This window comes from Actinacidiphila paucisporea (genome assembly GCF_900142575.1).
Classification (GTDB): Bacteria; Actinomycetota; Actinomycetes; order Streptomycetales; family Streptomycetaceae; genus Actinacidiphila; species Actinacidiphila paucisporea.
Genome location: NZ_FRBI01000021.1, coordinates 100,292 through 114,830 on the forward strand (window position 1 = coordinate 100,292; position 14,539 = coordinate 114,830).

General features: G+C 72.6%; 12 protein-coding genes. 4 read left to right on the forward strand and 8 right to left on the reverse strand.

What is annotated here, in order from left to right:
* Nucleotides 1-49: 49 nt before the first annotated feature.
* Both BUE44_RS26250 and BUE44_RS26255 read right to left on the reverse strand, forming a co-directional pair.
* Entirely contained in the window at nt 50-1,264 is a 1,215-nt protein-coding gene (locus BUE44_RS26250; protein ID WP_073501466.1) for an acyl-CoA dehydrogenase family protein, read from the reverse strand.
* Nucleotides 1,265-1,269: 5 nt separating this feature from the next.
* Nucleotides 1,270-2,328 (reverse strand): phosphotransferase family protein, encoded by a 1,059-nt coding sequence (locus BUE44_RS26255; protein WP_073501467.1) that lies wholly within the window; start codon nt 2,326-2,328, stop codon nt 1,270-1,272.
* Nucleotides 2,329-2,448: 120 nt separating this feature from the next.
* Between BUE44_RS26255 and BUE44_RS26260 the strand changes: the two genes are divergently transcribed.
* Nucleotides 2,449-3,765 (forward strand): glucarate dehydratase family protein, encoded by a 1,317-nt coding sequence (locus tag BUE44_RS26260; RefSeq protein ID WP_073501468.1) that lies wholly within the window; start codon nt 2,449-2,451, stop codon nt 3,763-3,765.
* 182 nt (nt 3,766-3,947) lie between these two features.
* On the opposite strand, the gene BUE44_RS26265 is transcribed toward BUE44_RS26260, so the two are convergent.
* Nucleotides 3,948-5,345 carry a GntT/GntP/DsdX family permease gene (locus tag BUE44_RS26265; RefSeq protein ID WP_073501469.1) on the reverse strand — a complete coding sequence of 466 codons (1,398 nt, stop codon included), beginning with the start codon at nt 5,343-5,345 and terminating at the stop codon, nt 3,948-3,950.
* Between the two features lie 52 nt (nt 5,346-5,397).
* The gene (locus tag BUE44_RS26270) at nt 5,398-5,910 is read right to left on the reverse strand and encodes a gluconokinase (RefSeq protein WP_073501470.1); all 513 of its coding nucleotides are present in this window, start codon (nt 5,908-5,910) and stop codon (nt 5,398-5,400) included.
* A 143-nt stretch (nt 5,911-6,053) separates the two neighbouring features.
* Here BUE44_RS26270 and BUE44_RS26275 point away from each other — a divergent pair, with 143 nt between their 5' ends.
* Nucleotides 6,054-6,782, forward strand: a complete 729-nt coding sequence (locus tag BUE44_RS26275) for a FadR/GntR family transcriptional regulator (protein ID WP_073501502.1) — start codon at nt 6,054-6,056, stop codon at nt 6,780-6,782.
* A 163-nt stretch (nt 6,783-6,945) separates the two neighbouring features.
* Here BUE44_RS26275 and BUE44_RS26280 read toward each other — a convergent pair whose 3' ends face one another.
* From BUE44_RS26280 to BUE44_RS26290, 3 genes are all read right to left on the reverse strand, one after another.
* Nucleotides 6,946-7,272 (reverse strand): DUF202 domain-containing protein, encoded by a 327-nt coding sequence (locus BUE44_RS26280; RefSeq protein ID WP_073501471.1) that lies wholly within the window; start codon nt 7,270-7,272, stop codon nt 6,946-6,948.
* Nucleotides 7,269-7,682: a YidH family protein gene (locus BUE44_RS26285; protein WP_235002459.1), complete on the reverse strand. Its 414-nt coding sequence runs from the start codon at nt 7,680-7,682 to the stop codon at nt 7,269-7,271. The genes BUE44_RS26280 and BUE44_RS26285 overlap by 4 nt, the downstream gene beginning before the upstream one ends.
* A 129-nt stretch (nt 7,683-7,811) precedes the next feature.
* Nucleotides 7,812-8,339: an NUDIX hydrolase gene (locus BUE44_RS26290; protein WP_073501472.1), complete on the reverse strand. Its 528-nt coding sequence runs from the start codon at nt 8,337-8,339 to the stop codon at nt 7,812-7,814.
* 116 nt (nt 8,340-8,455) lie between these two features.
* Here BUE44_RS26290 and BUE44_RS26295 point away from each other — a divergent pair, with 116 nt between their 5' ends.
* Together BUE44_RS26295 and BUE44_RS26300 are read left to right on the forward strand one after the other, a co-directional pair.
* Complete coding sequence (locus BUE44_RS26295; RefSeq protein ID WP_265737181.1) at nt 8,456-10,309, forward strand: acyclic terpene utilization AtuA family protein; 1,854 nt, start codon at nt 8,456-8,458, stop codon at nt 10,307-10,309.
* Nucleotides 10,310-10,363: 54 nt separating this feature from the next.
* Nucleotides 10,364-11,332, forward strand: coding sequence for a pirin family protein (locus tag BUE44_RS26300; RefSeq protein WP_073501474.1), 969 nt, complete (start codon nt 10,364-10,366; stop codon nt 11,330-11,332).
* Between the two features lie 227 nt (nt 11,333-11,559).
* Here the strand turns inward: BUE44_RS26300 and BUE44_RS26305 are convergent, their stop codons facing one another.
* A complete protein-coding gene (locus BUE44_RS26305; RefSeq protein ID WP_073501504.1) occupies nt 11,560-14,124 on the reverse strand; it encodes a glycoside hydrolase family 9 protein in 2,565 nt (854 codons plus the stop codon).
* Between the last annotated feature and the right edge of the window lie 415 nt (nt 14,125-14,539).

Genomic DNA, 14,539 nt, shown 5'->3' on the forward strand with positions numbered 1-14,539 from the left:
CGGGGGCGCGGGGAGCTTTTACGGGTTCCGCATACGGCGTGCCCGGCGCTCAGGCGTAACGCGACAGTTCGCGGCGGGCGAGGGAGCGGCGGTGGACCTCGTCGGGGCCGTCGGCGAGCCGCAGGCTGCGGGCGCCGGCCCACAGGCGGGCCAAGGGGAAGTCCTGGGAGACGCCGCCCGCGCCGTGGGACTGGATCGCGCGGTCGATGATGCGCTGCACGCCCGCGGGGGTGGCGATCTTGATGGCCTGGATCTCCGTGTGGGCGCCCTGGTTGCCCACCGTGTCCATCAGCCACGCCGTCTTGAGCACCAGCAGCCGCAGCTGCTCGATCTCGACCCGCGACTCGGCGATCCACTCCTGCACCACGCCCTGCGCGGCGAGCGGCTTGCCGAAGGCGATGCGGGCGGTGGCGCGGCGGCACATCAGTTCCAGGGCGCGTTCCGCCATGCCGATGAGCCGCATGCAGTGGTGGATGCGGCCGGGGCCGAGCCGCGCCTGGGCGATGGCGAAGCCGCCGCCCTCCTCACCGATCAGGTTCCCGGCCGGTACCCGGACGTCGTGGAAGACGACCTCCGCGTGGCCGCCGTGGTCGGCGTCGTCGTAGCCGAAGACCCGCATGCCGCGGCGTACTTCCACGCCGGGGGTGTCCCGCGGGACCAGGATCTGGCTCTGCTGGCGGTGCCGGTCGGCGGCCGGGTCGGTCTTGCCCATGACGATGAAGACGGCGCAGTCGGGGTTCATCGCCCCGGAGATGTACCACTTGCGCCCGTTGACGACGTAGGAGTCGCCGTTTCGGGTGATGCGGGTCTCGATGTTGGTCGCGTCGGAGGAGGCGATGTCGGGCTCGGTCATGGCGAAGGCCGAGCGGATCTCGCCGGCGAGCAGCGGCTCAAGCCACTCCTTGCGCTGGGCGGCCGTGCCGAATTCGGCGAGCACCTCCATGTTCCCGGTGTCGGGGGCGGCGCAGTTGAGGGCGGTGGGGGCCAGGAAGGGGCTGCGGCCGGTCAGTTCGGCCAGCGGGGCGTACTGCAGGTTGGTCAGTCCGGCGCCGTGCTCGCCGGGCAGGAAGAGATTCCACAGGCCCTGCCGCCTGGCCTCGGCCTTGAGGTCGGCGACGACCGGCGGTACGGACCAGCGGGCGTCGGGGCCTGCCTGCTCGTGCTGCTCGGCGAAGACGGCCTCGGCCGGGTACACGTGCTCGTCGAGGAAGGCGGCCAGCCGGGACCGCAGCTCCTCGGTCGGTGAGTCGAAGGCGAAGTCCATGGTGCTCAGTCCTCCTGGTGCGATGCTGCCCGGTCCCGGGCGTGGTCCTGGACTTTGCGGAGCCCGCGCTCGATGAAGAGCGGGACGACGCTGCCGATCCGGTCGAATCCGGCGCCGAGGGTCTGGCCGAGGGTCCAGCGGTAGTGGATGCCTTCGAGGATCACGGCGATCTTGAAGTACGCGAAGGCCGTGTACCAGTCGACGGCCGAGACGTCGCGGCCCGAGCGCCGCGCGTACCGTTCGACGATCTCGTCGGCGCGGGGGTGGCCGGGGGCGCCGCCCGCGGTGGGGACGGGGAAGCCGGGGATGTCGTGCTGCTCGCTGTACATGACCAGCAGCCCGATGTCGGTGAGCGGGTCGCCGAGGGTGGACATCTCCCAGTCCAGGACGGCGGTGAGCCGGTCGGCGCCGTCGAAGAGCACGTTGTCGAGGCGGTAGTCGCCGTGCACGACGGTGGGCGCGGGGGAGCGCGGCAGCGACCGGCCCAGTGCGGCGTGCAGTTCGTCGATGCCGGGCAGGTCGCGGCTGCGCGAGGCGTCGAGCTGCTTGCCCCAGCGCCGCAGCTGCCGGTCGAGGAAGCCCTCGGGCCGCCCGAAGCCGGCCAGGCCCACCGCCTTGGGGTCCACCGCGTGCAGGTCGACGAGGGTGTCGAGCAGGGTCAGCGCGACGGCCCTGGTCCTGTCCGGCCCGAGCGCGGTGAGCTGGTCCTCGCCGCGGTAGGGGGTGCCCTCGACGAAGTCCATCACGTAGAAGGGAGCGCCGATGACCTCGGGGTCTTCGCAGAGCAGCACGGTGCCGGGCACCGGGACCGGCGTCGGGGCGAGGGCGCTGATCACCCGGTGCTCGCGGCCCATGTCGTGGGCGGTGGCCAGGACATGGCCGAGCGGCGGGCGGCGCACCACCCAGGTGGAGTCGCCGTCGGTGACCCGGTAGGTGAGGTTGGAGCGCCCGCCCTGGATCAGCGCGGCCTGCAGCTCACCGGCCACCAGACCGGGGCGCCGCTGGTCCAGGTGGCGGCGCAGCCGGTCGAGGTCCAGGCCCCGGGGGCTGTCGGATTCACTCATGCGCGAATCATACCGACTGGTCGGTATGTCGTCCAGTTCCCCGGCCGTGCCTGTCGCCCGCGTTGACGGGCGTGGCTCCCGCGCCTAGGCTCCGGACTTATGGGTGAACGTAATTCATATATGCAGACAGCTGATCCGGCGGGTCCCTCCGACGCGTTCACGGTCGCCGAGGTGCGGCTGACCCCCATCCTCATCGCCGACCCGCCGCTGCTCAACACCCAGGGCGTCCACCAGCCCTACACCCCCAGGCTCATCATCGAGGTCGTCACCGCCGACGGTACGTCCGGGGTGGGCGAGACGTACGGCGACACCCGTTATCTGGACCTCGCCGCACCACTGGCCGAGGCGCTGCCCGGCCACCGGGTCACCGATCTGAACGGGCTGTTCACACTGGCCGAACGGGTCTGTGGCGACCCCGCCGAGGTCTCCGACTCCGTCGACGTCGGCGGTCTTCGCGGCGTGCAGACAGCCGACAAGCTGCGGCTCTCGGTGATCTCCGGCTTCGAGGTGGCCTGCCTGGACGCCCTCGGCAAGAAGCTGGGCCTGCCCGTGCACGCGCTGCTCGGCGGCAAGGTCCGCGACGCCGTCGACTACAGCGCCTACCTCTTCTACCGGCTCGCCGAGCACCCCCAGGGCCAGGGCGAGCGGGACGACTGGGGCGCGGCCCTCGACCCGGCGGGCGTGGTCGCCCAGGCCCGGCGCTTCGCCGACGACCACGGCTTCGGCTCGTTCAAGCTCAAGGGCGGCGTCTTCCCGCCCGAGCAGGAGATCGCCGCCGTCCGCGCGCTGGCCGAGGCCTTCCCCGGCAAGCCGCTGCGGCTCGACCCGAACGGCGCCTGGTCGGTGGAGACCTCGCTGCGGGTGGCCGAGGAGCTGGGCGAAATCCTGGAGTACCTGGAGGACCCGGCGAGCGGCACCGACCGGATGGCTCGCGTCTCGGAGCGTACGGACGTCCCGCTGGCCACCAACATGTGTGTCACGACCTTCCAGGAGATCAAGGAGGCCTTCGCGCGCGACGCCGTCCAGGTGGTGCTGTCCGACCACCATTACTGGGGCGGCCTGCGCAACACCCAGCAGCTCGCCGCGATCTGCCGGACCTTCGGCGTGGGCCTCTCCATGCACTCCAACACCCATCTGGGCATCAGCCTGGCCGCGATGACCCATGTCGCGGCCACCGTGCCCAACCTGGACTACGCCTGCGACTCGCACTACCCGTGGCAGACCGACGACGTCATCACCGAGCGCCACGTCTTCACCGGCGGCGCCCTGACCGTGTCGGACCTGCCCGGACTCGGCGTGGAGCTGGACCGGGACGCCCTCAAGGCGCTGCACCAGCGCTGGCTGGACGACGACGGCACGATGCGCGACCGCGACGACGCCGCCGCGATGCGCAAGGCCGACCCCGACTGGCGGACGCCGACCGTACCGCGCTGGTGACGGCGCGGGGATGACCGTACGGCCCGCGGCGCGGGGATGACCGTACGGCCCGCGGCGCGGGGATGACCGTACGGCCGGTGGTGCGAGGTTGACCGTACGGCCGGCGGTGCGGGTGAGGGGCGGCGGGCCACAACAGCCCGCCGCCCCTCACCCGTCACGCCTTCAGGCGTCGCCTCGGCGCGTCACAGCACCAGCGACAGCAGCATCACGAAGCCGAGCGCGACCACCGAGATGACGGTCTCCATGACCGACCACGTCTTGAGCGTCTGCGGGACGTCCATCCCGAAGTACTCCTTCACCAGCCAGAAGCCGGCGTCGTTGACGTGGGAGAAGAACAGCGAACCGGCGCCCACCGACAGCACGAGCAGCGCGGTGTGGGTGGAGGACATGCCCTCGGCGAGCGGCGCCGCCAGGCCCGCGGCCGAGATGATCGCCACCGTCGCGGAACCGGTCGCGACCCTGATCAGCACCGCGATCAGCCAGGCCAGCAGCAGCGCGGAGATGTGCCAGTCCTTGGACCAGTCGAGGATCATCTGCCCGACGCCGCAGTCGATCAGCGTCTGCTTGAAGCCGCCGCCCGCGCCGACGATCAGCAGGATGCCCGCGATGGGCCCGAGCGAGGCGTCCACCGTCGAGGAGATGCGGTCCTTGGTGAAGCCCGCGGCACGTCCGAGGGTGAACATCGCCACCATCACCGCGGCCAGCAGCGCGATCAGCGGGGTGCCGATGACGTCGAAGATCCGGTACGTCAGGCTGCTCTGGTCGTCGATGATCACATCGGCCAGCGCCTTGGCGAGCATCAGCACCACCGGGAGCAGCATGGTGCTCACCGTGGCGGCGAAGCTCGGCCGGTGCTCCAGGTCGTCCGAGGCGCGGGCCGGCGTCATGCGCTCCGGCGGCTGCACGTCCACCCAGCCGGCCGCGACCCGGCCGAAGAGCGGCCCCGCGATGGCCAGGGTGGGCAGTGCCACCAGTACGCCGAGCGCGAGGGTGATGCCCATGTCGGCGTGGATCGCGCCGATCGCGGCCAGCGGCCCGGGGTGCGGCGGCACGAGACCGTGCATCACCGACAGGCCGGCCAGCGCCGGGATGCCGAGCCGGATCAGCGACTGGCCGCTGCGCCGGGCGACCAGCAGCACCACCGGGATCAGGATGACGATGCCGATCTCGAAGAACAGCGGCAGCCCGACCAGGCCGGCGATCAGGGCCATCGCCCACGGCAGCCGCTTCTCGCTGGTCTTGGCCAGGATGGTGTCGACGATCTGGTCGGCGCCGCCGGAGTCGGCGAGCAGTTTGCCGAGGATCGCGCCGAGCGCGATCAGCGTGCCGACGCCGGCCACCGTCGTGCCGAGGCCGGTGGAGTAGCTGGTGATGGTCTTGGCCAGCGGGGCGCCCGCCACGGTGCCGAGCACGCCGGAGCCGATGGTCAGGGCGAGGAAGGCGTGCACCTTCCAGCGGGTGATGAGCAGGACGATGACGGCGATGCCGGCGAGCGCGGCGAGTGCGAGCCGGGTGTTGCCGGCATCGGCTATCGGCGGCGGTGTGGCGGCGGCCAGCAGCTCGACGCTGAGTGCGGACACGGGTGCTCCAAAATCGGAAGGGTCGGGGGTCTGGTCAGGTGGCGCGCGGGGCTCAGCAGGGGAGTGCGGCCAGCGCGCGTTCGGTGATCTGCTGCGGTCCGCCGTCGATCGCAATGACCGCGCCGGCCTCGTCGGGGTCCAGCGGTTCGAGGGCTTCGAGCTGGGATTCGAGCAGTCCGGGCGGCATGAAGTGCTGCATCCGGGCGGCCAGCCGGGCGGCGATCAGCTCGGCGGGGCCGTCGAGGTGGAGGAAGAAGACCGTGGGCGCGTCGGCCCGCAGCCGGTCGCGGTAGCGGCGGCGCAGCGCGGAGCAGCTGACGACGCCGCCCCGGTCGCCGCGCTCGGCGATCCAGGCCCCTATGGCGGCCAGCCAGGGTGCCCGGTCCGCGTCGTCCAGCGGGTGGCCCGCCGACATCTTGGCGATGTTGGCCGGCGGGTGGAAGTCGTCGGCCTCCGCGTAGGGCACTCCGAGGCGGTCGGCCAGCAGGCCGCCGACCGTCGACTTGCCGGAGCCCGACACTCCCATGACCACGATCACCGGTCGCGGTGCCGGTCCAGCCGTCATCGTGTGTGCCTCCACATCGGGGGTATGTGCCGCGCGCCGCCTCCTGCGGTGCGTGTGGCGACAACTGAACACCTTAGGTACTACTTATTCAAGTCTGTGTGACACAAACGTCATATGACTGTGGTGCCGCATAGGCTGTGGTCATGCCACAGCAGGAATCCCGGCGGAACGGGCAGGGCGAAGGCGGCGGCCTGCACTCGCAGGTCCTGGCCGAACTCGGCCCGGCCATCGCCTCCGGCGGATATCCGCCCGGCACGGTGCTGCGCATCGACGAGCTGGAGGCCCGCTACGGGGTCTCCCGGACGGTGGTCCGCGAAGCGGTCAGGGTGCTCGAAGCGATGCAGCTGGTCGAGAGCCGGCGCCGGGTGGGCATCACCGTGCGCCGTACCGAGGAGTGGAACGTCTTCGACCCGGCCGTCATCCGCTGGCGGCTCGCGGGCGCCGACCGCTCACGCCAGCTGCGGTCGCTGACCATGCTGCGCACCGCCGTGGAGCCGGTCGCCGCGGGGCTGGCCGCGGCCGCCGCCACCCCCGGGCAGTGCCGCGAACTGACCGTGCTGGCCGCCGAGATGGCCGCCGCGGCGCGCGCCGTCGACCTGGACGCCTATCTCGTCCACGACATCGCCTTCCACCGGGTGGTGCTCGCGGCGTCGGGCAACGAGATGTTCGCCCGGCTCGGCGACGTCGTCGCCGAGGTGCTGACCGGCCGCACCGAGCACCACGTGATGTTCACCGCCCCCGACCCGGCGGCCGTCACCCTGCACGTCAAGGTGGCCGAGGCGGTACGCGCCAGGGACGCGCGGGCCGCCGAGGAGCTGATGCGGGAGGTCTGCGTGGGCGCCCTGCGCGAGCTGGACATCCTGGCGCCCTGACCCGCGCCCGTCCCGCCGGGCAGCCGGGGTCTGCTGCGTATGCCGCCGGGGGGCCGGGCTCCGGTGCGCTCCGGTGCGTTCGCCGCCGGGGGGCCGGCTCCTGGTGTGACTGCCGCCGGGCGGCCGGTGGACGTCCTGGCGCGCTACCGCCGGGCGGGTGCCGTCACCACACCACCGCGGCGCCGAAGACCGCGAGCGCCACCATGCACGCGGCGACCCCGAGCGCGGAGGAGGCCGGCAGCAGCGCCGGACGCGGTCTGCCCAGCTGCAGCATCCTGTGGTGCGCGAGCCACAGGAAAGCCAGGAAGACCAGCGCGGCCAGGCTCACCGCGAGCGTCGCGGACGCGCCCCCGCCGTTCAGCACCTGCCGCCCGGCCAGCACCGCCGTCACCGCGCAGGACAGGGTCGTACGCCGCCACGCCAGGCGGGTGCGCTCCGGTTGCAGCCCGGGGTCCCGGTCGGTCTCGACCGGCCGCCGGCCGGCCGTCACCCGGCCCAGCCGAAGAGCACCAGCGCGACCATCGCCACCGCGATCACCGCCACCAGCGCCGCGAGCACCGCGGGGAAGCGGGACACCGGCAGGTTCGCGCCGCGCCGCATGGCCCGCTCGCACCGCACCCAGTGGTTGACCGCCCGCAATGTGCAGGCGACCCCGCCGGCCAGCAGGGCGAGCGACAGCGCCACCCGCGCCCAGTGCGTCAGATGGTCGGTGAGGAACTGGTCCACGGCGAAGCCGCCGCCGATCAGGGCGAGCGCGGTGCGGATCCAGGCCAGGAACGTACGCTCGTTGGCGAGCGAGAACCGGTAGTCCGGTGTCTCGCCCTCCTCCTGGACCCGGTCCGGCGCGAACCACAGCCGTACCGCGTCCCGGCCCGCGCCCAGCTGGTCGAATACGCTCACCTGCCCACACTAAGCGGTGCCGTACCCGCTCACCTGAGGCGCCCCGTGTGGGCGCCCCTGCTGCGCCGGGAGCGGGGTGGCCGCTGCCGCCCTCGTGGAGCGGGGAACCGTCGGGCCCCTCGCGCAGCCTCAGGCCCCGGCGCGCAGCCGCCGGTAGGCCTCAAGGCCGTCCGGCACCCACGGCCACTGCTCCAGGCGCTCCGCCAGCTCCTCCTCGGTGAGGAAACCGTGCCAGGCGACCTCCGAAGGCTGCGGGGACACCGGCAGGTCGCAGCGCACCTGGTAGACGGCCGACCACCAGGTGTGCGCACCCTCCTCGTAGAGGAAGCGGAACAGCGGTTCGGGCTGCGGCAGCCCGCTGACCCCCAGCTCCTCCTCCGCCTCGCGCAGCGCGGCCTCGTCGTAGGACTCGCCGGCGCCGAGCACACCGCCGACGAAGAGGTCGTAGAGGGAGGGGAAGACCAGCTTGTGGGCGGTGCGCCGGTGCACGAAGATCCGGCCCTCGCCGTCCCGCACCAGGACGAACGCCGCCCGGTGCCGCAGCCCGCGCGCGTACGCCTCGGCCCGCCGCACCTGCCCGACGACGCGGTCCTGCTCGTCGACGACGTCGATGATCTCATCGGCGGACAACCCGGCCGCCGTATCGCCCTCGCTCATGACCCGATTCAACCATCCCGCGCCGGCCGCGGGCCCCGCGCTCTTGCGGACCGCGAACCGCGGCAAGGATGATCGTCCGAGTCGGTGGCCTGGGACCGGAGTGGCGGGAGAGACGGTTGACCGTACGGCGGGAGCCCCTGCGGATCGCGAACTGCTCCGGTTACTACGGTGATCGGCTCTCGGCCGCCCTGGAGATGGTCGAAGGCGGGCCGATCGACGTGCTCACCGGCGACTACCTCGCCGAACTGACCATGCTGCTGCTGTGGAAGGCCAGGCAGCGCGATCCCGCAACCGGCTACGCGCTGTCCTTCCTCGCCCAGATGCGCGACGTGCTCGGCACCTGCCTGGAGCGCGGCATCAAGGTGGTGGTCAACGCCGGCGGCCTCAACCCCGCGGGCCTGGCCGCCAAGCTCCGCGAACTGGCCGCGCTCGGCGGCCTGCACCCGCACGTCGCCCACGTGGAGGGCGACGACCTGCTCGAGCGGCTGCCCGAACTCCAGGCCCGCGGCCACGACTTCGCCCACCTGGCCACCGGCCGCCCGCTGGCCGGCTCCGGAGTCCAGGCGCTCACCGCCAACGCCTACCTCGGCGGCTGGGGCATCACCGAGGCCCTGCGCTCCGGCGCCGACGTCGTCATCTGCGGCCGGGTCACCGACGCCTCACTGGTGGTCGGCCCTGCCGCCTGGGCCCACGGATGGGCCGTCGACGACTGGGACGAGCTGGCCGGCGCGGTCACCGCCGGGCACATCATCGAATGCGGCACCCAGGCCACCGGCGGCAACTACTCCTTCTTCACCGAGATCCCCGACCCCGTCCACCCCGGCTTCCCCATCGCCGAGGTCGCCGCCGACGGCTCCAGCGTCATCACCAAGCACCCCGGCACCGGCGGCGCCGTCACCGTCGGCACCGTCACCGCCCAGCTGCTCTACGAGATCGGCCGGCCGCGCTACCTCAACGCCGACGTCGTCGCCCGCTTCGACACCGTACGGCTCGACCAGCAGGGGCCCGACCGGGTCGCGGTCGGCCGGGTCATCGGCGAACCCGCGCCCGCCACCCTCAAGGTGTGCCTCAACCACCGCGGCGGCTACCGCAACGCGGCCACCTTCGTCCTGACCGGCCTCGACCTCGATGCCAAGGCCGACTTCGCCGAGGCCACCCTGCGCGACGCCACCGGCGGACCCGCCGCCTTCGCCGACTACCACCTGCGGCGCGAGCACGGCGGGGCCTGCGACCGGCTGACCGTCACCGTCAAGGACCCCGACCCCGAGGTGGCGGGCCGCGGCTTCTTCACCGCCGTCGCCGGCACCGCGCTGGCCGGCTACCCCGGCCTCTACCTGGAGCACGCCGGCCCGCGGGCCACCGAATACGGTGTCTTCTGGCCCGCGTCGGTCCCCGCCGACGAGGTCACCGCGGTCACCGTCCTGGCCGACGGCACCCGGCTGCCGGTGCCGCGCCCGCCCACCGCCGACCCCGCGTCACCCTTCGCGCACGCCCCGTACGGCGAGGACGCCGTCCCGCCGGAGCCGCAGCTCACCGCCGTCTTCGACAGCCCGCCGCCGCGCCCGGGGCGCCCCGACCCGTACGACCCGGGGACCGCCCGGACGGTACGGCTGCCGCTGGGCACCCTGCTCGGCGCCCGCTCCGGCGACAAGGGCGGCGACGCCAACGTCGGCCTGTGGGCCCGCGACGACCGGACCTACCTGTGGCTGCGCGACTACCTCGACGTACCGCGGCTGCGCGCACTGCTGCCGGAGAGTGCCAAGCTGCCCGTGAGCCGCTACGAGCTGCCCAACCTGCGGGCCGTCAACTTCGTGGTCCACGGGCTGCTCGGCGACGGCGTCGCCGCGTCCACCAGCGCCGACCCGCAGGCCAAGGCGCTCGGCGAGCGGCTGCGCGGCTGCCTCGCCGACATCCCGGACGACCTGGTGGACCTGCCGCGCATCCCGTACGTCCCGCTGCCCGACGAGTGACCCCCCGGGAGCCGCTGCCGCACCGCGGCCCCACCGCGGGGCATGATGCGGAGCATGAGCAATCTCGATGTGAAGCCGGCGGCCACCGTCTGCGGCGGCCGCCAGGACGTGTCCGCCGCCCCGGTCCGTGAACTGCTCACCGCCCGCAACGTCCAGCTCGGCGAGACCACCCAGGTGCGGCGGCTGCTCCCCAACCTCGGCCGCCGGATGGTCGGCGCCTGGTGTTTCGTCGACCACTACGGCCCCGACGACATCGCCGACGAGCCCGGCATGCAGGTCCCGCCGCACCCGCACATCGGCCTGCAGACGGTGAGCTGGCTGCACGAGGGCGAGGTGCTGCACCGCGACAGTCTCGGCAGCAAGCAGACCGTACGCCCCCGCGAGCTGGGCCTCATGACGTCGGGCCGGGGCATCTCGCACTCCGAGGAGTCGCCCCGCGACCACGCCCGCTACCTGCACGGCGCCCAGCTGTGGGTCGCCCTCCCCGACTCCCACCGCCACGTCCCGCCGGCCTTCGAGCACCACGCGGAGCTGCCCACCGTCACCGGCGGCGGCGGACTCCACGCCCGGGTGATCCTCGGCGAACTCGACGGCGCGGTCTCCCCGGGCACCGCCTACACCCCCATCACCGGCGCCGACCTCACCCTCGCCGAGGGCACCAACGCCGCTCTCCCGCTGCAACCCGACTTCGAATACGCGGTCATGTCCATGTCCGGCGAGGCCGAGGCCGACGGGGTCCGCCTCTCCCCGGGTTCGATGCTCTACCTCGGCTCGGGACGCACCGACCTCCCGCTGCGCGCCGACGTCGGGAGCTCCCTGATGCTCCTGGGCGGCGAGCCCTTCGCCGAACGCATCGTCATGTGGTGGAATTTCGTCGGCCGGTCAGGCGAGGACATCGTAGAAGCCCGCGACGCCTGGGCCAACGGCCCCCACTTCGGCGACGTCCACGGCTACGCGGGCCCCCGCCTGGAGGCCCCCGACCTCCCCCCGACCCCGCTGAAGCCCCGGGGGCGGGAGCGCTGACCTGGCCTTTCCGACGGTCGACCGAGTTGTCGGTCGCGTCCACCGACGCGCCGGGCCTGGCCCTCGATGAGATCTTGACGGCCGGCCTTCGCCTACTGGGGGGAGTCGGCGGAGCGGCGGCCCCTTGTGCAGGGCCGGCGCGGCGACGACGGCGAGCACGGCGGCAGCGGCCGGAGCGCCCCTCGCGGGGTGCTCCGGCCGCTCGCCCGATCAGCGTCGGCGGCCGGTCACTTGGCCGTGGTGCAGGTACCGCCGTTCATGGTGAACGTCTTCGGATCGCTCACCTGGCCGCTCGACGTGCCGTTGAAACCGAAGTTGACCGATGCGCCGGGGGAGAGGGAGCCGTTCCAACTGGCGGGCTTGGCGCTGACGTTCTGCCCGCTCTGGGTGATGTCGGCCTGCCAGCGGTCGGTGATCTTCTGGTTGTCCGCGAAGGACCATGCCAGCTGCCAGGGGGAGATCGCCGTGCTGCCGGTGTTCTTCAGGGTCACCATGGTGGTGAAGCCGCCGCCCCACCGGTAAGCGGTGTAAGTGACCTGGCAGGGGGCCTTGCGGCTGCTGAGGCCGTCCACGTAGGAGGCGACCCAGGCCAGCGGTGCGTTCCAGTTGATGGCGCTCTCGTTGGTGGAGTAGGACTCGATGTCGTCGATGTAGCACATCGCCGGCGCGCAACCGGTGAGCTTGCTCTGCGCCTTCGGATCCTCCAACTGGTTGTCCGGGCCGCCGGCCAGCGTCCCCGCGGGTGGGTTGGGCAGGTCGGCGTTGAGCTGGTGCGCCCAGATGCGGCTGTGCTGGTTGTGCGAGTTCCGCTCGCCGAAGCCAGTGACGTAGGACTGGTTCAGCGGGTTGCGGCCCAGGATGTAGTCCAGCGCGTGCACCACCGCGTCGCGGTATGTGGTGTCGCCGGTCAGGTCGCCCGCCACACCGAGCACCACGGCGTTGTTGAGCACCTGGCTGTTGGACCCCCACACGTAGTGGTTGCCGGCCGGCGCGTAGGGGAGGCCGTAGAGCGCGTCCTGGGAATCCCGGGCGTAGCCGTCGGCGGCGTCCGTCACCATGGCGCGTACGGTGGCCAGTTGGTCGCTGGTCAGCTTGTTGGGCACGGTCGCCAGGTCCAGGGCGCCGAGTGCCGCGGTGGAGCCCCAGGAGAAGCCGTCGGGCGGGAAGACCGCGTCGCTGTGGCCGTGCAGCGGAGAGGTGAGCACCTCCTGGCGGTAGGCGTCGTCGCCGGTGGTGATGAACAGCTCCGACGCCGCCCAGTAGAACTCGTCGGTGACGTTGCTGTCGCTGTAGGCGCCGCCGCCGGTGGAGTCGTTGGGATCGGCGTAGACGGCCGGGTGGGCCTTGGCCGCGGCCCACGCCTTCCTGGACGCGGTCAGGCAGCGGTCGGCGAAGGCCGCGTCGTAGGGCCTGAACAGCCGGGCGCACTGGGCGCCTGCCGCCGCCAGGTTGAGCGTGGCCGCGGTGGACGGCGAGTGCAGCAGGCGCGGCTGGGAGTCCGTGTCCGGCGCCTGCGGCAGGCCGGTCCACGCCTGGTCGTGCAGCTTGTGGTGCGCCATGCCGGCCAGCGGCTGACCGTCGGGAACCTGCATCTCCATCAGAAAGTCGAGTTCCCAGCGGGCCTCGTCGAGGATGTCGGGGACGCCGTTGCCCTTCTCGGGCACCTTCAGTTTGCCGTCACCGAGCGGCGTGCCGTCGACGCCGCCGGCGGTCAGCGTGCGCTCGTAGGTGTTCATCAGCTCGGCGACCGAGATGCCGCCGTTGACCACGTATTTGCCCTGGTCGCCGGCGTCGTACCAGCCGCCCGCGGCGTCCAGGGTGTAGTCGCACACGCCCGGCTGGCAGGGCACGTGGTTGTCACCGGTGTTGGGGGCGACGTCGAGGTGTCCGGCGGGGCGGGCGTACGCGGCGCCGGCTATCGAGCCGTCGATGGCGATGCCGCTGCGCTGGTCGTAGTAGTAGGCGAGCGAGTCGGTCCGCAGCGAGGAGTAGACGTCCTTGGCGATGGTGAACGGCTCGCTGGTCTGGTCGCCTATCGAGACGGTGTAGCCGTCGCCCGCGGTGGTGTAGCTGCTGAAGTCGAAGGTCTGGACGTTCTGCTCGGAGGTCGGGTCGGTGCCGCCCGGCACGGTGGCACCGGTGGCGACTGCGGTCCCGGCCGCGTTCTTCAGCGTCCAGGTCTGCGGATCGGTGGCGCCGGTGACGAAGGTGCCGTCCTTCGGCCCGTCGGGCAGGTAGCCGACCTGGTTGACCCGGACCGGGGAACCGGTGTCGGGTGTGTAGACGGGCGGCGTCGCGCCGCCGCGCAGCGAGATGTCGTCCAGGCACAGGGTGAACGCCTTGGAGCTGCCGCCGACTTGGAAGGCGAGCTGGGCGGCGTCGTTGTCCGCCTTGGCCGTGAAGGTGTGGGTGATCGGCACGGCGGTGGCGTCGAGTTGGTCGTGCTCCGACAGCTCGGTGGTGTACGGGTCGACGGCCATCTGCACGTTGGTGGTGATGGTGACCGGCACCGAGGCGGTCGCGGTGTAGCTGAGCGTGTAGCTCTCGCCGGCGATGAGGGGCAGGTCACTCTGCCCGACGATGGCGTCCCACGGGTTGGCGGTGTCTCCGGGGATGTCGGCGCAGAGCCGCCCGTCGACCACGGAGGCCGGATTGTTCGCCGTCCACCACCAGGGGGCGGTGCTGCCGTTGGCGAAGTCGCCGTTGACGATCTGCTCCGGCGGGTCGTCGGCGGTCGCGGCGGCCCTGGCCGGTGCGACCAGCGCGGCGCCGAAGAGGCCGGCGACGGCCATCGTGCCCAGAAGGCGGGTGCGGACCCGCCGGGCATGTCCGGGGGGCCTCGGGTGGTAGGAGTGGAGTGAGTGGGGGATCACGGATGTTCCTTCCGGCAATGGAAGCGACACGTGGGAGCGCTCCCACGAATGGTCGGGGGCGCCGGGGGCGCCGTCAAGATGCGGGACCGGGTTCGCGGCGGCGCCCCTGCCCGGCGGCGCCCCCGCGTGCGGGCGCCGACCGGCGGTCTTCGCGGCCTCTGCGACTGCCCCCGCACCCCCGCCCGGTGGGCCGCGCACGTCCGCACGGAGTCCGAGCGCCTGACCGCCGACGCCCCGCAGCCGTCGAGCAGGGGGCTGCGGGGCGTCGGCGCACGGACGGGGGTGGAACGGGGCCGGCGCGGTCAGTACGTCATCACCGAGTTGGCCGGGGTGA